Origin of the sequence: Consotaella salsifontis (assembly GCF_900167365.1) — a bacterium.
Lineage (GTDB): Bacteria > Pseudomonadota > Alphaproteobacteria > Rhizobiales > Rhizobiaceae > Consotaella > Consotaella salsifontis.
In genome coordinates, this window is record NZ_FUXL01000014.1 from 87,176 (window position 1) to 111,884 (window position 24,709).

Below are 24,709 nucleotides of genomic sequence, written 5' to 3' on the forward strand. Positions count from 1 at the left end.
AGTTCCCGATCAGCTGCCGGCCGCCATGTCCTTGGCGTGCAGCTGATAGAAGTTCTGAAGGAAGCGGACTTCCTCGGCGCTCAGCGCGGTGTAGCCCTTCATCTCCTTGATGAGGCCGATCCACTGGTTGGCGAGGTAGTGGTTGGCAGGAGGCGTGGCGTGGCAGGCTCCGCAGGCGGCGCTTTTCAGCTCCGACCCGTATTCCTCGAGGCCTTCCGCGTTGCTCGTGAGATTGTCCGCCTTGGTCCAGGCCACGAAGCTGGCCTCGTTCCACGTCAGGTCGGTCTCGGGGTCGACCTTCGTCTGATGGACCTCGAGCGTCTCGGCGGCTTCCGTCGACAGCGTCGCCTGGAAGATGCGCCGGCCCATCGCCGCGACGAGCAGCCGTTCCACGCCTTCCTGGGTCCAGCCGTCGATGGAGACCTTGGCCCAATCGCCGGAGCGCTCCAGCACCTTGGCCTTGGTCAGCGGCATGAGCTGGCCGTCGCCCTTGCCCGACGCGTCGGACGGCTGCTCCATGTAGAGCGGCATCGTGGCGATGGCGTAGACCTCGTCCGCGCCATCCTTGCCGGCCTCGGCCTTGAGGTCGTTGAGCATGGCCTTGTATCCGGCGGCCATGTCGGGGAGCTTGTGGGCGATGCCCTTGTGGCAGGAGATGCAGGTGTCGCCGTTCTTCATGGCGGTCTGCATTTGCTTGGCCGCCTCGGGCTTCTGCTTGTCGAAATCCATGTGGGCGAAGTCGTGGCAGCTGCGGCACGTGGCGGAGTCGGTCTCCTCCATGTGCTTCCACACCTGCTTGGCGAGGCGCAGGCGGTTCTGCTCGAACTTCTCGGGCGTGTCGATCGTGCCGCGGATCTCGCCCCAGATGTCGCGCCAGGCGTTGAACTTGTCGACATAGGCGGCAAGGCCGGTCTTGCGCTCGTGGCAGTCGGCGCACTCGGCCTGGACGCCGGCCGGGTTCTTGAAATGGATGGACTGGACGTATTCGGGATAGACGTTGTCGCGCATCGAGTGGCACGACACGCAGAACTCGAGGCCGCTCGTCTTTTCCATCGCGTAATGCAGGCCGTTCCAGCCCAGGACGCCGACGAAGATGCCGCCGATCAACAAAATTCCGAGGCCCCATTTCGTGCTGGGACGCCAGAATGCTCTCCATGCCCGTCTGATCATTGTTCTCTCTCGGTGAGGCTCCCCAGACGTGGGGCCGGCTGCTCAAATCGAGAGGCGGTCTATCAATCGCCTATGAAGACAGATGCGGACGAATGTGAACAGACCTTGCGGACATGTGAACGAAATGCTTCCCGGCGACCTTCAGGCAGCGGCGGCGATCCCCCTTCGAATATTCTCGTCAGACACGCAAGCGAACTATACGGGCCGTCGACTCGCCTTTGCCTGGAGGAAAGCCGTCATACCGCTCGCACGAGGGCAACCCGGAAAACAGGTTCGGCGGGCCTTTTTCCGCAATATTGTCTATACAATTTTCGTACTGGCGATTTCATGAATCCCTATCGGCCGGAGCGCGCCCCATTCTTGTCTCCAACTGAGACAGCTGCCTGTCTGCTTCCCGTTTCCATTGGGCGAGAAGGTCCTCGCCCTGATCGACAAGGCGCCTGACAGCGTCAAAGAGCCGCGCCTCCTCGCCGGCTGATGCTGCCTGTTCGATGTTTTCGGCGATTTCGGCGATCGCATCGGCGCCGACATGCCGCGCTCCACCCCTCATCCGATGGCCAAGCGCTTCGAGAGCGGCGATGTCGCGCCGCTCGCCCGCCAGCCGAGCCTCCTGAAACAGCACGCGCTGGGTCGAGAGATAGAGGTCCACGAGTCGATGGGCGCCCTCGACGCCGAGGTCACGCGCCTGTTCGCCGATCGCGCCGAGCGCTCCGATCTCCCGCGCGGGGCCCCGGGGCCGCACGCCGATGGCTTCGGCGATCGCCGCGATAAGGTCCTCCCGCTGGAAGGGCTTCTCCAACCAGCCGTCGAACCCGGCCGAAATGTCGCCGGCATCGCCCCCACCCGCCGAAACCGCCAGGATCGGAACGGCATTTCGAACCTGATGGGCATTCGCCCGGATCTGGCGGCAGGCCGCCGCGCCGCCCAGGCGCGGCATAGACAGATCCATCAGAATGATGTCGAAGTCGCGCGTGGTCGCCGCCCGCACCGCCTCGACGCCGTCCTCGGCGATCTCGACGCGATGGCCGTCCTTCTCCAGAAGTGTCCGGGCGATCAGCGCATTGACCGGATTGTCCTCGGCGACCAGAATGTCGAGCGGCGGCAGCTCCTCGCCCTCCTCATCGACCACCGCCACACTGTCTTTGGCCGCCTCCAGCGGGAAGAGAACCGTGAAACGGGTTCCGTCGCCGACGGACGTCTCCACCTGGATATCGCCGCCCACCGCCTTGAGAAGCCCGCGACAGACCGCGAGCCCCAGCCCCGAGCCGCCGAACCTTCGCGCGACGCTTCCGTCGGCCTGGGCGAAGGGCTCGAAGATATGAGCGAGCGCCTCGGGCGCGATACCGATTCCTGTGTCGGCTACGACGAAGCGGATCATGTCACGGCGCCCGGTGGCCGGCTCGACGGCAAGGCTCACCTGTCCCTTTTCCGTGAACTTTGCGGCGTTGCCGATGAGGTTCAGGAGGACCTGGGCGAGCTTGCCGGCGTCGCCGCGCACCACGTCCGGCAGCGCCGGGTCGACAGACACCGAAAAGCCGACGCCCTTCTGATCGAGGGAGGAAGCCACCGCCGCCTCCACCATATGGATCCTTTCCCTCAGGCAGAAGACCGTGTTCTCGATCGTGACACGGCCGCTTTCCAGCCGGGTGAAATCCAGGATGTCGTTGATGATGTCGCGCAGGATGGCACCCGAGCGCTCGAGCGCCAACATGAGTCGCTGCTGCTCCTCGCTGGCCGGCTTCTCCAGAAGCTGGATGGTGCTGAGAATGCCGTGCAGCGGCGTCCTGATCTCATGGCTCATGGTCGCCAGGAACTGGGATTTGACGCGCCCTGCCCGCTCGACCTGGGCGACGAGCTCGTCCCTCATGTGGTCGATGCGCTGGCGCAAGCGCTCGTGCTCCAGCGTGTTGTGGCGAAATTCCTCGAGGGTCGCCGCGATCGAGCCGAGCTCGTCGTGGTGAGTCGGCACAGTGAGCGGCGTCGTGAAATCGCCGACGCGGAAGCGCTTGAGAGCTGTTTCGATGGTTTCAACGGGCCGCGTCAGGCGCCGCCGGACGAAACGCAGGGAAGCCACGCCGAAGCCGAGGGCGGCGATGAGAAACAGCGTCGAGACACTTCCGGCGACCAGCGCCTCATGCCGCCGCTCGCCGGCGGTCATCACCGCGAGATCGAGGGCATGGCGGCCGATATTCAATATGCCGGCATAGGCGGAGACGCAGTTGTCGAACCACTCCGTGACGCCGATGGATGTCGATCCGGTTTCGTCTAGTTCCGCAATGGTTTGCGAGATGAGGGCCTGAGCCTTCTGGGTATCACCGAGCCCGCTCCTGACCAGCGCCGGAAAGTCGCCTGGTTGCGGAAGCTGCGTCGCCAGCGTCAGGAGTTGGGTCCACAGCTCGTTGTAGGCACCGATATCGTCGCGCCAGCGCAGCTTCTGTTTCGCATTCAGGGGGACGTTCTTGACGACGTTCGGTCTGAAATCCGAACACTGGCGGGCATAGCGATTGCGCACCGCGAACGCGAGCTGTCGAAGCGCGAGCAGATCGGAAAACCGGGCGTCGATCTTGCGCAGTTCGTGGCCGGTGTAGGTGCTGGCGGAAGAGATGGCGGCCGCGACATCGAAGATCGCCATGCGCCACGGCTCTATGGCGAAGAGATTGCGCTCGTCGCGCGGTGCGTCTTCCTGCTGGCGAACCAGGACGCTGAGGCGGCGCAGCTTCTCGTCGGCATGCGCCAGTTGCCGGACGCTCGCGCCGTCGTCGTCGAAGGACTGCTCCATGGCCTCGACGAGGCGGGCATTGGTCGCGGCGATGAAGGCAAGATCGCCCTCGACCGTGGCCTTGGGATCCTGCTCGTCCATCAGGGCGACGCCGATGGTGCCGATCCGCAGGCGCACTTCGCTGGCGGCGTTGAACAAAAGGCGGTCGATCTCCACGAGTCGGGCCGCGCGGTCGGCCGAATAATAGCTGTTCCACGCGTAGCCGACGATCGCCAGGGTAATCGCGGCGCCGAAGGTGACGGCAAGCCAATGGGCGATGAGAATCGTCTTGCTGACGGATCGGTTCTTCATGAGGCGGACGTGTTCGGTCTTGTTCCTTTCGCCCGGTTTGAAAGGATGGGGCGCGGTGCGCCATGATGCGGAACAAGAAGCCCGCCGGCAAATCATGCACGGATTGCCGGCGCCCACCTATGTCGAGCTAGCGGTCGCGCCGCTGAAGAGGATCGATCGGTGCACGGCCTCCTTCAGCAAGGCGACGAAGCCGTCTGTGAGGCGGCTGGACGGCGCCTGGGGCGGTCGCAGCACGCGGTAGGTGACGGGTAGGACGGGTGAGAGCGGCCGGGCGACGAGGTCGAGATCGAGGCCCGACATGACCAGCGGATCGACGACGCCGACCCCGAGGCCGCGCGCGGCCAGCTCGCAGCAATTGGCCAGCGAAGCCTCGATCGGCCGTCGCAGATTGATACCCTCGACGCGCAGGTGCTCGTCGAGAACCATGCGCAAAGGCGAGCGGCGGCCCGGCAGGACGACGCGGACGTCGGCGAGATCGGCGAGCGTGACCTCGCTTCGATCGGCAAGGGGATGACCGGGAGTCATGACGGCGACGGCGGCGCCCTCGGCAAGCTCCTCGTCGGGCAGTTCACCCGCCTCCCGCCCGCCGACCACGAGGCCAAGGTCGTAATGGCGCATGGTGACGAGGTCGAACACGCGCTCGGTGTTCTCGGTGTCGAAGATCACCGTCACCTCGGGATAGAGTTCGGCGAAGCGGAGGAGGACGTTCGCCACGCACAGGCCGTTGAGCGAGGTCACCGTGCCGACGCGCAGGACGCCCCCCGTCATGTTGCGAATGTCGTTGGCAATGCGCCCGATATGGTCGAGGCCGACATAAAGATGCTCCACCTCGCGGTAGAGCAGCACGGCCTCCTCGCGCGGAAAGACGCGGTTTCCGTTGCGCTCGAACAGCGGAAAGCCGGCTTCTGCCTCGAAATCGCGGATGAGACGGCTGATCGCCGGCTGAGTGATGTGCATGGTCTGTGCGGCGGCCGAAAAGCTGCCGGAGATCATCACGGCCCGGAAGGCCTCCACCTGACGCGGCTGGATTCTCATCGATTTCTTCCCGGCCATGGCTTTGATTGACCGCACGGCATCGGCCTCGCTAGGAGACTGCCTCACCGCCTATTATAACATCTGGTGATCCGCGGCCAACAAATTGCGATTTGCATTGGCCTAGGGCGGTCTGCAATGGTTGCGGTCGCGCGGAAACGAGGAGCCGCGCCATCGAGAACCGGGAGGAAGATTTGAAGCAGGCGATTCTGGCCGCCGCCGTCGCGGCGCTTATTTCCACGACCGCTGGCGTCGAGGCCGCGGATCTCACGATCGGGCTGGCGGCTTCGCCGACGTCCATGGACCCTCAGTTCTACGTCGTCGGTCCCAACAGCGCGATGGCGCGCAACATCTTCGACGGCCTGGTCAATCAGGACAAGAATCAGCAGATCCAGCCGGCTCTCGCCGTCTCGTGGAAGACGACCGACGATCTGACATGGGAGTTCAAGCTGCGCGAGGGCGTGAAATTCCACGACGGATCGGACTTCACCGCCGAGGATGTCGCCGCGAGCATCAAGCGCGTCGAACTCGCCTCCAAGAACAGCCCGAGCTCGTTTCTTCCCTATGTGGCCGATATCGAGAGCGTCGAGGTCGTCGATCCGCTAACGGTGCGCATCAAGACCAAGCAGCCGGCGGCGCTTCTCCTCAACAATCTATCGCGCATCGCCATGATGCCGGCCGAGCTCGAGGACGTGCCGACCGACACGTTGAACCAGGGCAAGGACGTGATCGGCACGGGGCCATTCAAGTTCGTCTCCTGGCAGCCGGAAAATCGCGTCGTCCTGGAGCGCAACGACCAGTATTGGGGCGAACCCGCCGCCTGGGACCAGGTGACGTTCCGCGTCTTCACCAATCCCAGCGCCCGCGTCGCGGCGATCCGCTCGGGCGATGTGGACATGATCGAGGCCGTTCCCACCGCCGATCTCGATACCCTCAAGAACCAGTCGGACATCGACGTCGTCACCCATTCCAGCAACCGGGTGATGTATCTCCACCTCGATCAGGACCGCGATCAGTCGCCTTTCGCCAAGGGGCGGGACGGCTCCAACCCGCTGAAGAAGGCTGAGGTGCGCCGCGCCATCTCGCTGGCGATCAACCGCGAGGCGCTGGTCGATCGCATCATGGACGGCCAGGGCGTGCCCGCCGGCCAGCTCGTTCCCGAGGGCTATTTCGGCTATGCGCCGGATATCGCCGTCGACCCCTACGATCCGAACGAGGCCAAGAAGCTGCTGGCCGACGCGGGCTATCCCAGCGGCTTCAGCCTCACCTTCCACGCCTCCAACGACCGTTACCCGAACGACTCGCTGGTGGCGCAGGCCATTGGTCAGCTCCTGACGCGCGTCGGCATCAAGACCGAGATCGTCACCCTGCCGGCCAGCGTCTACTTTTCCCGCGCCTCCAAGCTGGAATTTTCCATGATCATGGGCGGCGCGGCGGTGGAGACGGGTGAGGCGTCGGGCGTCCTCGGGCCGCTTCTTGAAACCTACGGCCCCGGCGCTGGCCAGGGCAATCGCGGCCGCTATTCCTCACCGGAGTTCGACGCCGCGCTTCAGAAGGCCCGGCTGACCGTCGACGAGGGAGCGCGGCAGGCCCTGCTGCAGGATGCCATGCGGATCGCCATGAAGGATCTCGGCGTCATTCCGCTGTTCTTCCTGGCCAACAGCTGGGCGATGAAGGACGCGTTCCAGCTCACCCCGCGCACCGACGGCTACACCCTCGCCTACGACGTGAAGCCGGCCGGCCAATAAGCCCAACCGATAGGGACGCACAGTCATGCTTTCGCTCAAGGGCGTCTATCCCTATCTCGTGTCGCCTGTCGACGCGAGCGGGCAGGTCGACGAGGCCGTTCTGGCGCGGCTCGTCGACGATCTCATCGCCAAGGGCGTTCACGGCGTGACGCCACTCGGTAGCACCGGCGAGTTCGCCTATCTCTCCAACGAACAGCGGCGGACGATCATCCGCGTCGTGGTCAAGGCCGCGCGCGGCCGCGTTCCCGTCATCGCCGGCGTCGCCTCCACCTCCATCGCCGACGCGAGGGCGCAGACCGAGGCGGCGCTGGGCGAAGGGGCGGACGGCATCCTCGCGGTGCTCGAGGCCTACTTTCCGGTGACGGAAGACGGCGTCGAGCGCTATTTCCGCGCCGTGGCCGAGGCCGCCTCCGGCCGGCCCGTCGTCCTCTACACCAATCCCAACTTCCAAAGGTCCGACCTCAGCCTCGCCGTCATCCGACGGCTCAGCGAGGTGGACAATATCGCCTACATCAAGGACGCCTCGTCCAACACCGGGCGGCTTCTGTCGATCCTCCAGCAGACGGAAGGGCGGCTCGGCGTCTTCGCCGCATCTGCCCATATTCCGGCCTGCGTGATGATGATCGGCGGCGTCGGCTGGATGGCGGGGCCGGCCTGTCTCGTGCCCGAACAGAGCGTCGCGCTCTACGAGGCGGCCGCGGCCGGCGACTGGACGCGCGCCATGGCGCTGCAGAACCCGCTCTGGCGCCTCAACGAGCTCTTCGCCCGCTTTTCCCTGGCCGCCTGCATCAAGGCCGGCCTGGACATGCAGGGCTATCCGGTCGGCGACCCGATCCCGCCTCTCGCCCCGCTCGGCGCGGCGGAGCGCGAAATCCTCGCCAAGGCCCTGCGCGATATCGGAGCCCTTTAAGCCTTGTCCGCGTCCCCTTCCGCACCGCTCTCCTCACCGGGAAGCCGCCCCATCGTCATCGACTGTGATCCCGGCGTCGACGACGCCATCGCGATCCTCCTGGCGCTCGCCTCGCCCGAGCTCGACGTTCGCGGCATCACCACCGTCGCCGGCAATGTCGGTGTCGAGCGGACCTCGCGCAACGCGCTCCAGATCGCCGAACTCGCCGGAAGGCCCGACATTCCCGTCTTCGCCGGCTGCCATCGACCGCTGGTCGTCGCGCCGATCGGCGGGCAGTTCCATGGCGAAAGCGGCCTCGGGCCGCTGATGCTTCCAGAGCCGTCGCGTCAGATCCAGCCCCCCCACGCCGTGTCCTTTTTCATCGAGATCCTGGAAGACGCGTTGGCGCGAACGCGGCCGATCACCCTTTGCACCCTCGGCCCGATGACCAACATCGCGGTGCTCCTGCGCGTGCGGCCCGACCTCATTCCCGGCATCGAGCGCATCCTTTCCATGGGCGGCGCCTATGTCGAGGCCGGCAACCGGACGATGACGTCCGAATTCAACATCCTCGCCGATCCGCACGCCGCCAGCATCGTCTTCTCCTCCGGCATCGCCATCACCAGCCTGGCGCTCGACGCCACCCATCAGGCCATGGCGACGCCGGAGCGCGCCGCCGCCGTGCAGCAAGGGCTGGGCGGACCGGTGGGCGCGGCGGTGAAAACCCTCCTCGCCCACTGGGACCGCAACGATCCCCGGCGCTACGGCTCACGCGGCGGCCCGATGCACGATCCCCTGGTCATCGCGGCGCTCTTGCGGCCCGAGCTCTTCGAGACACGCAAGGCGCGGGTCTTCGTCGAGCATTCCAGCGCCCTTTGTCTTGGCCAGACCGTCGCCGACTGGTACGGCAAGTCGGGCGAGACGCCCAATGTGGATATCGTCACCCGCGTCGATGCGGACGGCTTCTTCGCCCTGCTCGGTGAGCGGCTGGCGCGTTACGGGCTGCGAGAGGCGTCATGACGGCGCGATCCGTCATCCTCGACGCCGATCCGGGCGTCGACGACATGGGCGCGATCCTTCTGGCGCTGGCGAGCCCCGAGCTCGATGTCGAGGCCGTCTGCGCGGTGGCGGGCAACGTGCCGGTCGAGGCGACCGTGCGAAACGCGCTCAAGACTGTGGCCCTCGCCGGGCAGCCGGGCATTCCGGTCCTTCGGGGAAGCGCGCGGCCGCTGGTGGCCGAGCAGGTGCTGGGCAAGCACGCCGCCGTCGGCGTTTTCCCCGACGACATTGTTCCACCCACCGAAATTGACCCGCAAAGCGGAAGTGCCGCGCTCTTCATCGCCGAAAGGGCGATCGTGGCGGCGAGGGACGGGCGCCGGCTCAGCATCTGCGCGAGCGGTCCGCTCACCGACATCGCCCTCGCGCTGACGATGGACGCGCGGGTGGCGCGTGGCATCGAACGCATCGCCATCATGGGCGGTGCGTTCACCGCCCTCGGCAACCGCCGCCCCTTCGCCGAATTCAACATGCTGGCCGATCCGCACGCGGCGGCTTCGGTCTTCGCCAGCGGTGTCGCCGTCACGCTTTTTCCGCTCGACGTAACGCAGCAGGCGCTGCTCCAGGACCACCATCTCGCCACTCTTCGCGCCTCGTGCGGAGCGGCGGGGAAGGCGCTCGCCGCCATGTTCGAGTTCTCGGATCGAGGCAATCTCGCCCGCTACGGGCGACCGGGCGGACCGATCCACGACATCATGCCCGTCGCCTTCCTGATCGCCCCCGACCTCTTCACGCTGCGCCCGGCGGTCCTTGGGATCGAAACCGGAGGATCGACGGCGGGGCATACCTTCGCCGACTTCGATGCGCCGGCCGGCGACGTGCCCGTGGCCGAGATCGCCGTGGCGGTGGACGAGGAGCGGTTGTTCGCTCTTCTCCTCGGCCGCCTCAGCGCCTACGGCGAGAGGGAAAAGGCTCAATCGGAGACGCGCTCATGACAGCTTTTCTCCTGCGCCGCCTGTCGCAGACCGTCATCACTCTCCTGGTGATGTCGGTGCTCGTCTTCGTCGGCATCTACATGGTCGGCAATCCCATCGACATTCTGATCAGCGCCAGCGCCACGCCGGCCGAAAGGCAGCAGATCATCACGGCGATGGGGCTCGACCTGCCCGTCTGGCAGCAATACTGGATCTTCCTCAAGAACGCGCTGGCCGGCGATCTCGGCAATTCCTTCGTCTACAATCAGCCGGCGATCCGGCTGATCCTGTCGCGCATGCCGGCGACGCTCGAACTCGCCTTCTCGGCCTTCGTCATCGCGCTCCTCATCGGCATTCCGCTCGGCCTTTATGCCGGGCTCAAGCCGCGCGCCGTCGGCTCGCGCGGCGTCATGGTGTTCTCGATCCTCGGTTTCAGCCTGCCGACCTTCTGGATCGGGCTGATGATGATCCTGGTCTTCAGCGTCTATCTCGGCTGGTTGCCCGCCTCCGGTCGCGGCCAGACGGTGAACGTTCTCGGCGTTCCGCTCAGCATCCTGACGCTGGACGGCCTGTCTCATCTCGTGCTGCCGGCGCTCAACCTCGCGCTCTTCAAGATCTCCCTGGTGATCCGGCTGACGCGCGCCGGCGTCATCGAGTGCATGCAGATGGACTACGTGCGCTTCGCCCGCGCCAAGGGCGTGCCGGAGGCGCGCATCGTCCTCCTCCACGTGCTGAAGAACACGCTGATCCCGCTGATCACGGTCATCGGCCTGGAGCTCGGCTCGCTCATCGCCTTCGCGGTCGTCACCGAAACCATCTTCGCCTGGCCGGGTATGGGCAAGCTCATCATCGACGCCATCGGCGTGCTCGACCGGCCGCTGATCCTCGCCTACCTCTTGATGACGGTGGTCATGTTCACGATCATCAACCTCATCGTCGACATCTGCTATTCGCTCGCCGATCCCCGCGTCCGTCTCGGGGAGGATTCCCGGTCATGACCGACAACAACGTCCATGCCGACGCCGCCATCCTAGAGGCTGCCGGCGAGGAGCTCCCGGCCAAGCCGACACGCCCGATGCTCCTGGTGATCGGCCGCGTCCTCCGAGATCCGGTCGGCCTTCTCGGCGTCCTCATCGTCACCGTCATGGTGCTGGCGGCGATCTTCGCGCCGTGGATCGGCTGGCAGAACCCCTACGACCTGTCGCAGCTCGACTTCATGGACGGGCGGCTGGCGCCCGGCTCGCAGTCGATGTCGGGTGTCACCTACTGGCTCGGCACGGACGACCAGGGCCGCGACCTGTTCAGCGCCATTCTCTACGGCCTGCGCACCAGCCTGATGGTGGGCGTCCTCAGCGCCGCCATCGCCCTCGTCATCGGCACGGCGGCGGGTCTGACGGCCGCCTATGCGGGCGGGCGGGTCGACACGCTCATCATGCGCGTCGTCGACATCCAGCTGAGCTTCCCGCCGATCCTCATCGCGCTCATTCTCCTCGCCGTTCTCGGCCAGGGCGTCGACAAGATCATCGTCGCCCTGGTCGTGACCCAGTGGGCCTATTACGCGCGTACCATTCGCGGCTCGGCCCTGGTCGAGCGGCGCCGCGCCTATGTCGACGCCGCGCGCTGTCTCGCCCTGCCGCCGCGCAAGGTGGTGTTTTCCCACATCCTGCCCAATTGCCTGCCGCCGTTGATCGTCGTCGCCACCATGCGCGTCGCCTATGCCATCAGCCTGGAGGCGACGCTCTCCTTCCTCGGCATCGGCCTGCCCGTCACCAAGCCCTCGCTCGGGCTGCTGATCGCCAACGGCTTCAACTACATGATGTCGGGAGACTACTGGATCTCCCTCTTCCCAGGTCTGGCGCTGCTTCTCCTCATCGTCGGCATCAACCTCGTCGGCGACACCCTGCGCGACGTCCTGAACCCTCGAATGCAGCGTTAGCGCCATGCCCGAAGAGATGAAAACACTGGTCGTGACCGGCCTGCGGACACAGTTCAACACCGCCAAGGGGCCGGTGGCGGCGGTCCGCGACGTCAACCTGAAGGTTGCTAGGGGCGAGATCGTCGGGCTCGTCGGCGAATCCGGCTCGGGAAAGTCGGTGACGGGGCTGTCGATCATGGGCCTCATCGACGCGCCGGGCGAGATCACCGCCGGCGCGATCCTGCTCAATGGCGAGGATCTGCGAAAGGCGAGCCCGAAGCGGCTGCGCGAACTGCGCGGCGACCGCATCGCCATGATCTTTCAGGACCCGATGATGACGCTCAATCCGGTCCTTCGCATCGACACGCAGATGATCGAGGCCATTCGCGTTCACGATCACAAGGTCGGCCGCCAGGAGGCGCGCGAGCGCTGCCGCGACGCGCTGGGCCTCGTCGGCATCCCCTCGCCGGAAGAGCGGCTGGAGGCCTATCCCCACGAGTTCTCGGGCGGCATGCGCCAGCGCGTGGCCATCGCCATCGCCATGCTCAACCGGCCCGACATCATCATCGCCGACGAGCCGACGACGGCGCTGGACGTCACCATCCAGTCGCAGATCCTGGCGCAGATGCAAAAACTCTGCCGCGACACCGGCACCGCCCTCATCTGGATCACCCATGATCTGACGGTGGTGGCCGGCCTTACCGACCGTGTCTACGTGATGTATGCGGGCGACGTCGTCGAGGAGGCTCCCGTGGAGGACCTCCTCGACCGGCCGATCCACCCCTATACGGACGGCCTGATCCGCTCGATACCCTCGCACAACGCGCCGGGCCAGCCTTTGAACCAGATTCCCGGCATAACGCCGGCGCTCGACCGCATGCCGGCGGGTTGCCGGTTCCATCCCCGCTGCCCGCGCCGCACCGACGCATGCCTTGAGGAGATCGCGCTCCGCTCCTTCGGTCCGGCCCGCGAGGCGCGCTGCATCCACCCCCTCGTGGAGGGCTGAGTCATGTCCGCTGCGCTGATCACCGCCGAAGGCATCTCACGGCGTTTCGCCAAGCATCCGGACCTTGCGGCCAGGATCGCCAACAAGCTCGGCGCCCATCACGCCTCGCGCGTCGTCCACGCGGTCGACGACGTCAGCCTTTCCGTCAATGAGGGAGAGGTGGTCGGGCTGGTCGGCGAATCGGGCTGCGGCAAGTCGACCATCGGGCGCATCATCGCCGGCATCGACAGCCCCAGCGACGGGCGCATCCTCTATCGCGGCGAGGACATGGCGAAGGCCGAGGGCGCGCGCGCCCGCCACATCGCCCTGAAGATCCAGATGATCTTTCAGGACCCGCTGGATTCGCTCAATCCGCGCTACCGGATGGGCGAGATCGTGCGCGAGGCGCCGCGCTATCACCGGGTGGCGCCGGCGCGCGAGCTGGAGGCGCATGTCGACAGCGTCCTCGAACGCGTCGGCCTCGATCCGCGCACCAAGGATCGCTTTCCCCACCAGTTTTCCGGCGGCCAGCGCCAGCGCATCGGCATTGCGCGGGCGCTCGCGGTCAATCCCGAGCTGATCGTCTGCGACGAGTCTGTCGCCTCCCTCGACGTCTCGATCCAGGCGCAGATCATCAACCTGTTCATGCGTCTGCGTCGCGAGCTCGGGCTCTCCTACATCTTCATCAGCCACGACATCGGCGTGGTGCGGCACATCTCAGACCGCGTCGTCGTCATGTATCTCGGGCGCGTGGTGGAGGAGGCGCCGGTGGAGGAGCTCTTCGCCCACGCCAACCACCCCTATACCCAGGCGCTTCTGCGCGAGGTGCCGCGCCTCGACAACCGGCACATCTCGTTCACGCCGCTGTCTGGCGAAATCGCCTCGCCGCTGGCGCCGCCCCCCGGCTGCCATTTCCATCCGCGCTGCCCGTTCGCCATGGATGTCTGCAAACGCGTGCGGCCGGCGCTTCTGGAGATCGCGCCGGGTCACAAGTCCGCCTGCCATCTCAACACCGAGCCGGCCGCAGCTGCGGCGGAGGCATAGGAAGGCGCGTCAGAAGCGGTAGGCGAGGCTTTCCGCCAGAGGCTCGCCGCGCTCGCCGTCGACTTGCGCCGCCAGAAGGTTCGCCGTGGTCGGCCCCAGCGTGAAGCCCTGGTGGCCATGGCCGAAATGGAACCAGAGGCCCGCGTCGCGGGGCGCCCTTCCGACGACGGGCAGCATGTCGGGCATGCACGGCCGGTTGCCGAGCCAGGGTTCGGCCTCGACCGGCTCGCCAAGATCGAACAGCTCGGCCACGCGACGCTCCGCGAAGGCGAGCTGGCGGGGTGTCGGCGCGGCATCGAAGGCGGCGAGTTCGGCGCCGGTGGCAATGCGCAGCCCGATGCGCATGGGCGAGCAGACCGCCCCCGTCTCCGTGTCCATCAGCGGCTGGCGGAGCGGCGTTGTCTGGCGGTAGTGGCGATGATAGCCGCGCTTGCGCAGCATCGGCACAGGGTAGCCGAAGCGGGCGAGGAGCTGGGGCGACCACGGCCCGAGCGCGACGACGACGTTCTCCGCCTCGATCGGCCCGGCATCGCCCATGACGCGCCATGCGGCACCGTGGCGCGCGAGGCTCATCGCATCGCCCGTGGCGAGCGTTCCGCCACGCCGGGCGAAGAGATCGGCATAGGCCGCGACAAGCCCGCCGGGATCGGACGAGGACCACGCCTCGGTCCAGTGAAGGGCGCCCTCGAGCCTCTTCCTCAGCGCCGGTTCTTCGGCGCTGAGCATGTCGGACGTCAGCACCCGAACGCCGACGCCGTACTCGCGGCGAAGATGCTCAGCCTCCTTGACCGCCTCGTCCATCCGGCGCGCGCTGCGATAGGCCTGGCGAAACCCGTCCCTGGAGACGAGATCGCCGGCGCCGGATGCTTCGATCAACGGGGCATGATCGCTCGTCGCCCGCCGGATCAACTGGCTGTAGATGACGGAGGCGGCGCGATGGCGGGCGGGGAACGAATGGGCCAAATAGGCAAGGAGCGGGCGGGCCATTCCCGGCAGGGCGGCAAGATGCCAGTGGACATTGTTTGTCCGCCTCGCGGCGATGGCGAATAGATCGCCAAGGCCGAGGGGCATGGCATAGGGCTCCATCGCCTCGGCCTGGATGATGCCGGCATTGCCGTAGCTCGTCTCGCGGCCCGGCTCCCGCCGGTCGACGAGCACCACCTGATGGCCCCGCGCCTGAAGGGCAAGCGCGCTGGCCACGCCCACCATGCCGGCGCCAAGAACAATCGCCTCGCTCATCCCTCGCGGCCCCCATGCATATCGGCGCAGCATCCTCGCTGCGACGCCCGAGCATTATCAGGGTGAGCCCGTCACGTCTTCCAGGAGGTTGGAGGATTGCGGTCACGAAAGCCGAAGGGCGATGAAGCGGCGTGATCGGAGTGATGTCCCACCACGGAGCGCCAAGGGCGGGCCGGGAGGCCCGCCGCATAGCATCGGCGCCCGTTACTCCGCCGGGTCGATCCGGCCATGGCCGGCGAGGTCGCGCAGCCATTTGCGGTGGTGTTTCCACGCCCAGCCGCCGGTGACGGTGCCGCGCGTCATCGCCCGGAGCGTGCCCCGCGCCCAGATCGCCGCATAGACGTGGACGATGAAGACGCAGATCATCAGCACCGCCGCGATCGAGTGGATCAGGATGGCGATGCGCTTGGTCGGGATCGCCGTCGCGGTGGCGAAGTACTGATCCCACATGATGACGCCGGTGACGATCGACACCACGATCAGCGCGGCCATCGCCCAGAAGACGACCTTCTGGCCAAGATTGTACTTGCCGAGCTCCGGCAGCTTGTCCTCGTTGCCGGCGAGGAAATCCTTGGCGTGGGCGGCCCAGACGAAATCCACCTTGCGCGGAATGTTCGCCCGCCAGAGCTGGAAAAAGAAGATGTAGAAGCTGACGAACAGGACGACGCCGATCCACGGGTGAATCCAGCGCGTGTTCTGGCCGCCGCCGAACAGCCCGGTGAGGAAGAACAGCGAGGGGTGGAAGAGCGCGAGGCCCGATAGCGCCAGGAGGATCAGGCTGGTGGCCGTGATCCAATGGTTGATGCGCTTGGGTGTCGTGTAGCGCGACACGATCACCGGATCGCCGGGATGAATGGCATCGCCGCGCTGGATATCGGACGAAGAAGCCATCACACGCCCTCCCCGTTTTTCGGCGCCTCTTCCACCAGCGCCTCGGCGTGCTCCTCGTCCTCCCGCTTCACCGTCGAGGGCTTGGCGATGAGCCCGTGAAGCGCGGCGCCCGCCGCCATGATGCCCATGGCCGCGAGGCCGACATATTTGACCGCGCCTTTCCAGGTCTCGACCACCGGCGAAATCTCCGGCCGGTCGGGAAGGTCGGAATAGATGTGCGGCTTGTCGGCGTGGTGGAGCACGTACATGACGTGGGTGCCGCCGACGCCGGCCGGATCATACAGTCCGGCGTTCTCGTAGCCGCGCGACTTCAGGTCCTCGATGCGCTCCTCGGCATGGGCCTTCATGTCCTCCTTGGAGCCAAAGACGATGGCCTGGGTCGGGCATGCCTTGGCGCAGGCCGGCCCCTGGCCGACGGCGACGCGGTCCGAGCACAGGGTGCATTTGTAGACCGTGTGGTCGGCCTTGGAGAGCCGCGGAATGTTGAACGGGCAGCCCTTGATGCAATAGCCGCAGCCGATGCAGTTCTCGTGGATGAAATCCACGATGCCGTTGGAATACTGGACGATCGCGCCCGGCGAGGGGCAGGCCTTGAGACAGCCAGGGTCCTCGCAGTGCATGCAGCCGTCCTTGCGGATCAGCCATTCGAGATCGTCGGTCTCCGGGTTCACCCATTCGCTGAAGCGCATCAGGGTGAACATGTTGGGGTTGAGATCGCCGGGGTTCTCGTAGACGCCGACATTCTCGCCGACGCCGGGATCGGTGTCGTTCCACTCGACGCAGGCCGACTGGCAGGCCTTGCAGCCGATGCATTTCGACACGTCGATGAGCTTGGCGACCTCGGTGAGCTGCCGCTCGGGCGGCGGCAGGTCGAGGGTCGCCGAGCGGCGCTTCAGGTCCCTCGGGCCAAGATCGGCCGAAACCGGCTGCACCGGCGGGTTGGAGACGGCGGTGATGGGGCTGTTGCTCATGCGCTCGCCTCCTCAGGCCCGCTCGACGGCTCGATATTGACGAGGAACGCCTTGGACTCGGGCGTCTCGATATTGGCGTCGCCGACGAACGGCGTCAGCGAGTTGGGGCCGAAGCCCTTCTTCGCCGCGCCGGTGAAGCCCCAGTGGAGCGGAATGCCGACGACATGGACCGTCTTGCCGTCGCAGACGAGCGGACGGATGCGCTTCGTGACCACGGCTTTCGCCTTGACCGAGCCGCGCTTGGACCAGACGCGGACCCAGCCGCCCTTTTCGATCCCCTTCTCCTTGGCGAGCTCCTCGGAAATCTCGACGAAGAATTCCGGCTGGAGCGCCGCGTTCACCCGGTTGTGCTTGGTCCAGTAGTGGAAGTGCTCGGTGAGGCGGTAGGAGGTGCCCACATAGGGGAACTCCGCGCTGGTGCCGAACTCCTCGGCATCCGTGACGAAGACGCGCGACACCGGATTGCCGACCATCTTCGGGTTCATGACGTTGGGGATCGGCGCCTCGAAAGGCTCCATATGCGCGGGGAACGGCCCGTCGCGCATCATGCCCCGGGTGAAGAGGCGCGAGACGCCCTCCTGGTTCATGATGAAGGGGCCGACCTCCTCGGGCTTGGCGGTCGGAGAGATGTCCGGCACGTCGTAGCCCGTCCACTTCTCGCCGTTCCACTCGATGATCTTGCGGGTGGGGTCCCACGGCTTGCCGGAAAGATCCGCCGAGGCGCGGTTGTAGAGCGTGCGGCGGTTGACCGGCCAGGCAAAGGTCCAGCCGAGATAGGCGCCGGTCTCGTCGGGATCGTGATTGTCCCGGCGAGCCATGTTGTTGCCCTGCTCGTTGAAGCAGCCGGAATAGATCCAGCAGCCGCACATGGTGGAGCCGTCGTCCTTCAGCTGCGAGAAGTTCAGCACCTGCTTTCCGGCCGGCACGAGGACCTTGGTCGGATCGGCCGGGTCCATCACGTCGGTGAGGGCCCGCCCGTTGATCTCGCGCGCCAGCTCTTCCGCCGTCGGCTCGTTCGGGTCCGCGTAATCCCAAGAAAGGTTCATCAGCGGATCGGGGAAGGCGCCGCCCTCCTTGCGGTAGAGCTCGCGCATGCGCAGGAAGATCTGCGCCATGATCCAGGTGTCGTGCTGGGCCTCGCCTGGCGGCGTGCCGCCGGCCCAGTGCCACTGTAGCCAGCGTCCGGAATTGGTGAGCGAGCCCTCCTCCTCCGCAAAGCACGTGGTCGGCAGCTGGATGACCTCGGTCTCAATGCTTGCCGTGTCGACGTCGTTGTATTCGCCGTGGTTCTCCCAGAAGCGGGCGGTTTCGGTCTCCAGCGGGTCCATGGTGATCAGGAACTTCAGCTTGGACAGCGCCGCCGTCAGCTTCGCCCGGTTGGGGAAGGCGAGCAGCGGGTTGAAGCCCTGGCAGATGTAGCCGTTGACCTTGCCGTCATACATCAGCTCGAACATGCGAAGCACATCGTAGGACGGCACGTCGAGCTTGGGCAGATAGTGGTAGTTCCAGTCGTTCTCGGCGGTGGCGCTATCGCCCCACATGGCCTTCTGGAAGCTCACCATGAACTTCCTGTAGTTCTGCCAGTAGCTCGTCTGGCCGGGCCTCAGCGGCTTGAACTGCCGGGTCTCCATGTATTTGGCGAAGTCCGGCTCCTTCTCGGTCGGCATGTTGAGATAGCCGGTGAGAAGGTGCGACATCAGCCCGAGGTCGGTCAGCCCCTGAATGTTGGAGTGGCCGCGAAGGGCGTTCATGCCGCCGCCGCGCATCCCGATATTGCCGAGGATGAGCTGGAGCATGGCCATGGCGCGGATGTTCTGCGAGCCGCTGGAGTGCTGCGTCCAGCCAAGCGCGTACATCGAGGTCATGACCTTGCCGGGCGCCGAACAGGTGGAGATCAGCTCGGCCACCTTCAGGAACTTCTCCTTGGGCGTGCCGCAGATGCGCTCGACCATCTCGGGGGTGTAGACCGAGACGTGCTCCTTCAGCAGGTTCCAGACGCAGCGCGGGTGCTGAAGGCTCGGATCGGTGACGGCAAAGCCGTCCTCGCCGATGACATAGTCCCAGCTCGTCCTGTCGTAGTCGCGCTTCTCCTCGTTATAGCCCGAGAACAGGCCATCCTGGTAGGCGAAGCCGTCCTTGACGATGAAGGAGGCGTTGGTGAAGTTCCGAAGGTACTCCCACTGCACCTTGCCGTTGGCCATGCAGTAATTGATCACGCCGGAAAGGAACGCGATGTCGGTTCCCGGACGGATCGGCGCGTAGAGGTCGGAGACCGACGCGGTGCGCGTATAGCGCGGGTCGACGACGATCAGCTTGGCGCCGCGATGCGCCTTTGCCTCCGTCACCCACTTGAAGCCGCAGGGATGCGCTTCCGCCGCGTTGCCGCCCATGACGACGACGAGGTCGGTGTTCTTGATATCGGTCCAGGCGTTGGTCATCGCGCCACGGCCAAATGTCGGGCCCAAACTGGACACCGTGGGGCCGTGTCAGACGCGTGCCTGGTTGTCGAATCCTACAATTCCGAGGGTCTTGGCCACCTTGAAGGTCGCCCAGGCCGTTTCGTTGGTGGTGGCGGAGGCGGCCAGCATGCCGGTGCTGGTCCAGCGGTTGACCGGAACACCCGCCTCGTTGTGGGTCAGGAAGTTGGCGTCGCGATCGTCCTTCATCAGCCGGGCGATGCGATCGAGCGCCTGATCCCAGCTGACGCGCTCGAAGCGGTCGGAGCCAGACTTCCGGATCATCGGGTATTTGAGGCGCGTCGCCGAATGGACGAAATCCTTCAGCGCCGCGCCCTTGGGGCAGAGCGTTCCGCGATTCGTCGGGTGGTCGACATCGCCCTCGATGTGAAGAATGTCGGCCTTTTCGCCCTTGGAGGCGTCTCCCTTGGCGTAGATGATGATGCCGCAGGCGACGGAGCAATAGGGACAGGTGTTGCGCACTTCAGTCGTGGCGGTCAGCTTGAACTGCCGGACATGCGCCACCGTCGCGGCCTCGGCCTCGCCGAAACCCATCGCTCCCAACGTCGTTCCCGCCGCACCCGCACCCGCCAGCTTCAAAAAGCCGCGGCGCGAGAGCTCAACGTTCATGCGCACCTCCCCGAGAAGATCGACCTGACGTTGAGGGTAGATTAGAATCGTTGGTTGTCAATCGAGCTTTTGTCGGGCAACGACGCGCAAACCGTTTCGATCGTTACGGTTTTCCTCTCCTGATCGTCAGCCGTCAGACACGGATGTCCCGCCCTCTGGCGCGCAGGGCGGCGATCTCCTGCCCCGTCATCAGCGCCGCCGCCGTCGACAGCGCATCGGCGCGCGCGGCGCTGGCATCGACGACCGAGACGCGCGCAAAGGTCGGAGCGACGGCGCCCTTTCTCGGATGGAAGATATGGCCGACGCGTGCCGCGCCATCGAGGACCGTGCCGAGAGCCATGGACGTGGCGACCGTCTCGTCCGTCAGCCGCAGACGCTCGGCGATGCTCTCGTCGTCCGGGCCGCGCGACAGGCCGACGCGCCAGCCGCCGCCTTGCGGGCCGGCGCCGGCGGCGGTGATCTCGCCGATGTCGAGGAGCATGTCGGAAAAGCCGCGCGCCTTCAAAAGCGCCGCCACGCGATCGGTGGCATAGCCTTGGGCGACGCCGTTGAGCGTGAGGGCCATTCCGGGCCGACGAAGTTCGACCGAACCGGCATCGAAGGCGACGTCATCGAGCCCGACCTTGGCGAGCGCGGCCTCGACCGCCGCGGGGGGCGGGCCAGCGGGATCGGCGCCCAGTGTCGCGAAATGCTCGGCATAGGCGGCGAAGAGAGGCTGAACCGTCGGATCGAACAGGCCGCCCGTCTCGCGATGGATGGCGCGCGACAGCGAAAGCACCGCGAGAAGGTCCGGCGAGGGCGCGGCAAGGCGCCCTTCCCGGTTGAGGCGGCAGAGCTCGCTGTTTTGCCGATAGAGGCTGAAGATCGCCTCGATGCGGGAAATTTCGGCTTCCACGGCGGCAAAGGCCTCCCGCGCCACGCCTTCCGGCGCGCCGACAAGAACGATGGAGGCGTGGGCGCCCAGCGCCTGGCCCTGCCAACGGCGTATATCGGTCCGCGCCGGGGCAGCGCTCCACGGCATGGCCGCCGCCGCGGCGAAGGTCGCGCCGACGAAAAGCAGGCGGCGACGGGTCAAGTTCGGGTGAGAGGTGTCTATCATGGCCTTACATCCCGGCTGGTTCGGCACCCGCGCCCGCATCCTCGGTTGCAGACGCATCGCGCGCCGAGCGCACATAGGCTTCGGGAATCTCGGTGAGCGTCACGATGCGCCCGCCCTTCTCCCTGACGAACGCCTCGGCATCCGGCTTCTCGGCGAAGGGGATCGCCTCGGGGGTTCCCATGCCGCCGCTTTGCCGGCTATCGATCACGAAGACGGCACTGTCGGCGTCGGTCCAGTTGTCCGCGCCAGGGTCTCCCCAGGATGGCGCCTTGGCCATGTCGGTGACGTAGACGGCGCGCACCTCGGCCTCGCGCTCCGGGTCGTGGAGATAGGCGACGGCATCGCTTACCTGGGAGAACCACAGCGGCTTCTCCATCCCGGCGAGGTGAATCTGCGCCTTGGGCCCGGCGTGATCGATGACGTCCATCTGGCAGTAATGGCCGACCGCCTCTTCGGTCATGGTGATGGGGACGGGCTTGGCGGCGCTCTCCTCGGAGCAGCCGGAAAGGGGACCGGCCAGCGCGGTCGCCAGCACCAGGGCGGCAAGAAGCTTCTTCATGGACGCACCTTCTGAAAGCGCCAGAGCCCGGCGGCGATCATCGCCGCGAGCCAGGCGGCAAGCGCGGCGAGCGCCAGCGATGGCGGGAAAGGCAGGCTCCGCGCCAGGCCGTCGATGCCGGCGACGGGCGCCGAGCCTTCGAGCGCGGCGAGATTGTAGAGCCGGAAGGCGTCGCCCGGATTGGCGATCACCAGGGCGGGGAAGAGGCTCTTGGTGAAGAAGCCGCCGTCGTCGACGATGAGGCCGGCCAGAAGCGCCAGATCATAGAGGACGATCAGCACCAGCCAGATGCCGACGAGGAGCGCCGCCGCCGTGCCGACGCGCGCGGTCGAGGCCGAAACCAGGATGCCGATGGCGACGAACACCGCGCCTAGAAGCACACCCGTCGCGATCAGCCGCGCCCAGGCCAGAGCCCCATGGAGATCCGCGCCATGGACGGCGACGACCGCAAGGGCCGCGATGGAGTAGCCGACGACGATGGCGAGGGTCAGCACCGAGAGATGGCCAACGAACTTGCCGGTCAGCACCTCGAAGCGCCGAACCGGCGTCGCCAGCACCAGGGGCAGAGTGCTCCGCTCGACCTCGCCGGCGATCGTCTCGTAGGAAAGGAGCAGCGCGATCAGCGGGATAAGATAGACCGAGAGAGTGGCGAGACTCGCCGCCGTCAAAGTCAGCGCGCCGACCTTGCTGGCGCCGGCCGGTCCCGAGCCGAGAAAGGCAAGGGCGAGAGCGAAGAGCACCAGGATGAGGGTCGAGAGCGCCACCCATCGATTGCGGACGGACAGGCGGATTTCGATCGCCGTCACCGCCGCGATGCGGTTGAGCGTCGCTTTCATGCCTCACCTCCCGCCGAATGGCCGCTGAAATGGCGATAGACGTCGTCGAGCCTCGGCGTGTCGATGTCGATATCGGCGACCACGTCGCCGAGCGCCGCGATGCGCGAGAGCACGGCCATCTTGTCGCCGGCCGCGCAGTCGAGCTCGACCGAGCGCCCGTTGAGGCGCCGGCCGCCGATCCTGGCGTGGAGCGCGCCGGCGTCCTCGGCGGCAGCCTTGACGCGCACGGTGACGGGAAGGGCCGCGGCGCGGGCGAGTTCGGCGAGCGAGCCCTCCGCCACCAGCCTGCCGCGGGACAGGATGGCGATGCGGTCGGTGCGCGCCTCCACCTCGGTCAGCGAGTGGGAGGAAAGGACGACGGCCGTGCCCTCCCCGGCCAGGCGATCGAGAATGGCATAGAAGTCGCCGCGCGAAATGGGGTCGAGACCGCTGGTCGGCTCGTCGAGAAGCAGCAGCTCGGGCCGGCCGATCAGCGCCTGGGCGAGGCCGAGGCGCTGGCGCATGCCCTTGGAATAGGTGCCGACGCGCCGGTTTGCCGCATCAGCGATGCCGACGGTTTCCAGGAGCGGCATCGCGCTTTTCGGCGTCTGGCCCTTGAGCCGCGCGAAATAGGCCAGCAGCTCAGCCCCCGTCAGCGCCTTGGGAAACGCGACCGACTCCGGCAGATAGCTCACGGTGCGCCGCGCCTTGTCGGAGCCGGGAGCCGCGCCGGCAACCTCGACCTTGCCGGACGCGGGCGAAACGAAGCCGAGGACGGTGCGAAACAGCGTCGACTTGCCGGCGCCGTTGTGGCCGAGCAGGGCGAAGCGCTCGCCAGGCCGCACCGCCAGCGACACCCGGTGGAGAGCCTTGAGGGAGCCGAAGGCGACGGAGAGTCCGGTGACGTCGAGAAGAGACGGATCGCTCATTTCAAGCCTGCCTCCTGCTGAAGGTCTCGCCGCGTCCCGGCCGCATCGGGCTTCACCAGCGGATGGGAATCCACCACTCCGCCCGGCAGAAGTCCCGGAAAGCGCGACTGCGACCAGCGGATGAGCTGCACAGCCGGCGAGCCGAGCAGTAGCTTAGCCATGGGCTGGTGCCAGGTGACGAGATCGATGGTGTCGTTGGGCCGGTACGGCGCATCGGCGATGCCGTCGCCGTCGATGTCGTAAGAGACATGATCGGACCAAAAATTGCCGCGCCCGTTCTCGCTCCATTCGAGCCAGCGGGTGCCGACGTTCTTCACCTGCGTCCGGTTGCCCAGGAAGGCGTTCTCCGCCACCACGTCGCGCTGCGAGCCGGCGGTGAAGTGGATGCCGATGTCACAGCCCTGGAAGAGATTGCCGACGATGCGCGTGTCGTTGACGTTGTAGACGAAGACGCACTTCTCGCCGCCGTCGCGCACCTCGTTGTGCCCGATCTCGGAGCGGTTGACGAAGTTCATGAAGATGCCGTGGCTGGCGTCGCTCTCCGAGACGTTGTCCTCGGCCTTCACCCGGTTCGAATACATGAAGGCAAAGCCGATCTCGTTGCCCGTCGAGCGGTTGCCCGCGACCTCGATGTCGTTGGCGTACATCGAATGGAAGGCGAAGCGCAGATCGCTCATGCGGTTGCCGCGATAGACGGCATGGTGGGAGGTGGTGACGAAGATGCCGTCGCGCCCGCCGGAAATCTCGTTGTTCTCGGCGAGAAGCCCTGGCGCGTTCCAGACATAGATGCCGGCGCCGCGCTCGTTGCGGCGAAGGTCGGTGCGGTTGGAGACGCGGTTGCCGCTGAGGAGCGCATCCTTGCCGCCCTGAACGTCGATGCCGATGAGATTGCCCTCGACGGTATTGCCGATGATGCGGGCGCGCTCGGACGTCTTGTCGATGACGATCCCCGAGTCGAGATTGTCGAGGCGCTTGCCCGAGCCGGTGACGGTGAGCCCCTCCAGCCTCACGTCATCGGCGGAGATGGTGACGACCGACCCTTCGCCGTCGCCGACGATCCGCGCACCCGTGCTGCCGATAAGGGCGAGCGGTCGATCGATCGTCACCTTGCCGGCGTGGTCGCCGGAACCGAGCCGGAGCGTGTCCCCCGGCGCAGCGTTCGCGATGGCCGCCGCAAGCACTCCCACCCCCGGCGCCACCGCGGTCTCGGCGGCGGACGCCGGAGCCACCGGCGCGAGCGTCAGCGCGGCCGCCGTGGCAACAAGGATGGGAGAAACCTGCATGGCCAGTTCCCGCC

The 24,709-nt window shown here is 66.4% G+C and carries 20 protein-coding genes; 8 read left to right on the plus strand and 12 right to left on the minus strand.

Annotated elements, in window-relative coordinates:
- Positions 1-9 precede the first annotated feature (9 nt).
- The 3 genes from B5D38_RS17310 to B5D38_RS17320 form a co-directional block, all read right to left on the minus strand.
- Complete coding sequence (locus tag B5D38_RS17310) at positions 10-1,170, minus strand: NapC/NirT family cytochrome c (RefSeq protein WP_078709692.1); 1,161 nt, start codon at positions 1,168-1,170, stop codon at positions 10-12.
- A 325-nt stretch (positions 1,171-1,495) separates the two neighbouring features.
- Positions 1,496-4,240: an ATP-binding protein gene (locus B5D38_RS17315; protein ID WP_165690892.1), complete on the minus strand. Its 2,745-nt coding sequence runs from the start codon at positions 4,238-4,240 to the stop codon at positions 1,496-1,498.
- Between the two features lie 117 nt (positions 4,241-4,357).
- Entirely contained in the window at positions 4,358-5,275 is a 918-nt protein-coding gene (locus B5D38_RS17320) for a LysR substrate-binding domain-containing protein (RefSeq protein ID WP_165690893.1), read from the minus strand.
- Between the two features lie 191 nt (positions 5,276-5,466).
- Here B5D38_RS17320 and B5D38_RS17325 point away from each other — a divergent pair, with 191 nt between their 5' ends.
- The 8 genes from B5D38_RS17325 to B5D38_RS17360 are packed head-to-tail and all read left to right on the plus strand — an operon-like array spanning position 5,467 to position 13,823.
- On the plus strand, positions 5,467-7,020 hold the full coding sequence (locus tag B5D38_RS17325; RefSeq protein WP_078709695.1) for an ABC transporter substrate-binding protein: 1,554 nt from the start codon (positions 5,467-5,469) through the stop codon (positions 7,018-7,020).
- Between the two features lie 25 nt (positions 7,021-7,045).
- Positions 7,046-7,930 (plus strand): dihydrodipicolinate synthase family protein, encoded by an 885-nt coding sequence (locus tag B5D38_RS17330; RefSeq protein ID WP_078709696.1) that lies wholly within the window; start codon positions 7,046-7,048, stop codon positions 7,928-7,930.
- 3 nt (positions 7,931-7,933) lie between these two features.
- Entirely contained in the window at positions 7,934-8,929 is a 996-nt protein-coding gene (locus B5D38_RS17335; protein WP_078709697.1) for a nucleoside hydrolase, read from the plus strand.
- Positions 8,926-9,900: a nucleoside hydrolase gene (locus B5D38_RS17340; protein WP_078709698.1), complete on the plus strand. Its 975-nt coding sequence runs from the start codon at positions 8,926-8,928 to the stop codon at positions 9,898-9,900. Before B5D38_RS17335 ends, B5D38_RS17340 begins: the two co-directional genes overlap by 4 nt.
- Entirely contained in the window at positions 9,897-10,877 is a 981-nt protein-coding gene (locus tag B5D38_RS17345) for an ABC transporter permease (protein WP_078709699.1), read from the plus strand. Before B5D38_RS17340 ends, B5D38_RS17345 begins: the two co-directional genes overlap by 4 nt.
- Complete coding sequence (locus B5D38_RS17350; protein ID WP_078709700.1) at positions 10,874-11,815, plus strand: ABC transporter permease; 942 nt, start codon at positions 10,874-10,876, stop codon at positions 11,813-11,815. Before B5D38_RS17345 ends, B5D38_RS17350 begins: the two co-directional genes overlap by 4 nt.
- A gap of 4 nt (positions 11,816-11,819) precedes the next feature.
- Positions 11,820-12,800 carry an ABC transporter ATP-binding protein gene (locus B5D38_RS17355; RefSeq protein ID WP_078709701.1) on the plus strand — a complete coding sequence of 327 codons (981 nt, stop codon included), beginning with the start codon at positions 11,820-11,822 and terminating at the stop codon, positions 12,798-12,800.
- A gap of 3 nt (positions 12,801-12,803) precedes the next feature.
- Positions 12,804-13,823, plus strand: a complete 1,020-nt coding sequence (locus B5D38_RS17360) for an ABC transporter ATP-binding protein (RefSeq protein WP_078709702.1) — start codon at positions 12,804-12,806, stop codon at positions 13,821-13,823.
- A gap of 9 nt (positions 13,824-13,832) precedes the next feature.
- On the opposite strand, the gene B5D38_RS17365 is transcribed toward B5D38_RS17360, so the two are convergent.
- The 9 genes from B5D38_RS17365 to B5D38_RS17405 all read right to left on the minus strand — a co-directional run bounded on the left by B5D38_RS17365 (position 13,833) and on the right by B5D38_RS17405 (position 24,695).
- The gene (locus tag B5D38_RS17365) at positions 13,833-15,062 is read right to left on the minus strand and encodes an NAD(P)/FAD-dependent oxidoreductase (RefSeq protein WP_078709703.1); all 1,230 of its coding nucleotides are present in this window, start codon (positions 15,060-15,062) and stop codon (positions 13,833-13,835) included.
- A gap of 204 nt (positions 15,063-15,266) precedes the next feature.
- Positions 15,267-15,953, minus strand: coding sequence for a formate dehydrogenase subunit gamma (locus tag B5D38_RS17370; protein WP_078709704.1), 687 nt, complete (start codon positions 15,951-15,953; stop codon positions 15,267-15,269).
- On the minus strand, positions 15,953-16,924 hold the full coding sequence (gene fdxH / locus B5D38_RS17375) for a formate dehydrogenase subunit beta (RefSeq protein WP_078709705.1): 972 nt from the start codon (positions 16,922-16,924) through the stop codon (positions 15,953-15,955). The genes B5D38_RS17370 and fdxH overlap by 1 nt, the downstream gene beginning before the upstream one ends.
- Entirely contained in the window at positions 16,921-20,010 is a 3,090-nt protein-coding gene (gene fdnG / locus B5D38_RS17380) for a formate dehydrogenase-N subunit alpha (RefSeq protein ID WP_078709706.1), read from the minus strand. The genes fdxH and fdnG overlap by 4 nt, the downstream gene beginning before the upstream one ends.
- Before the next feature lie 133 nt (positions 20,011-20,143).
- Entirely contained in the window at positions 20,144-21,109 is a 966-nt protein-coding gene (locus B5D38_RS17385; RefSeq protein WP_165690894.1) for an FAD:protein FMN transferase, read from the minus strand.
- Between the two features lie 4 nt (positions 21,110-21,113).
- On the minus strand, positions 21,114-21,668 hold the full coding sequence (locus tag B5D38_RS17390; protein WP_078709708.1) for a nitrous oxide reductase accessory protein NosL: 555 nt from the start codon (positions 21,666-21,668) through the stop codon (positions 21,114-21,116).
- The gene (locus B5D38_RS17395; RefSeq protein WP_078709709.1) at positions 21,665-22,504 is read right to left on the minus strand and encodes an ABC transporter permease; all 840 of its coding nucleotides are present in this window, start codon (positions 22,502-22,504) and stop codon (positions 21,665-21,667) included. Before B5D38_RS17395 ends, B5D38_RS17390 begins: the two co-directional genes overlap by 4 nt.
- A complete protein-coding gene (locus B5D38_RS17400; protein ID WP_078709710.1) occupies positions 22,501-23,412 on the minus strand; it encodes an ABC transporter ATP-binding protein in 912 nt (303 codons plus the stop codon). The genes B5D38_RS17395 and B5D38_RS17400 overlap by 4 nt, the downstream gene beginning before the upstream one ends.
- A complete protein-coding gene (locus B5D38_RS17405; protein ID WP_078709711.1) occupies positions 23,409-24,695 on the minus strand; it encodes a nitrous oxide reductase family maturation protein NosD in 1,287 nt (428 codons plus the stop codon). Before B5D38_RS17405 ends, B5D38_RS17400 begins: the two co-directional genes overlap by 4 nt.
- Positions 24,696-24,709 lie beyond the last annotated feature (14 nt).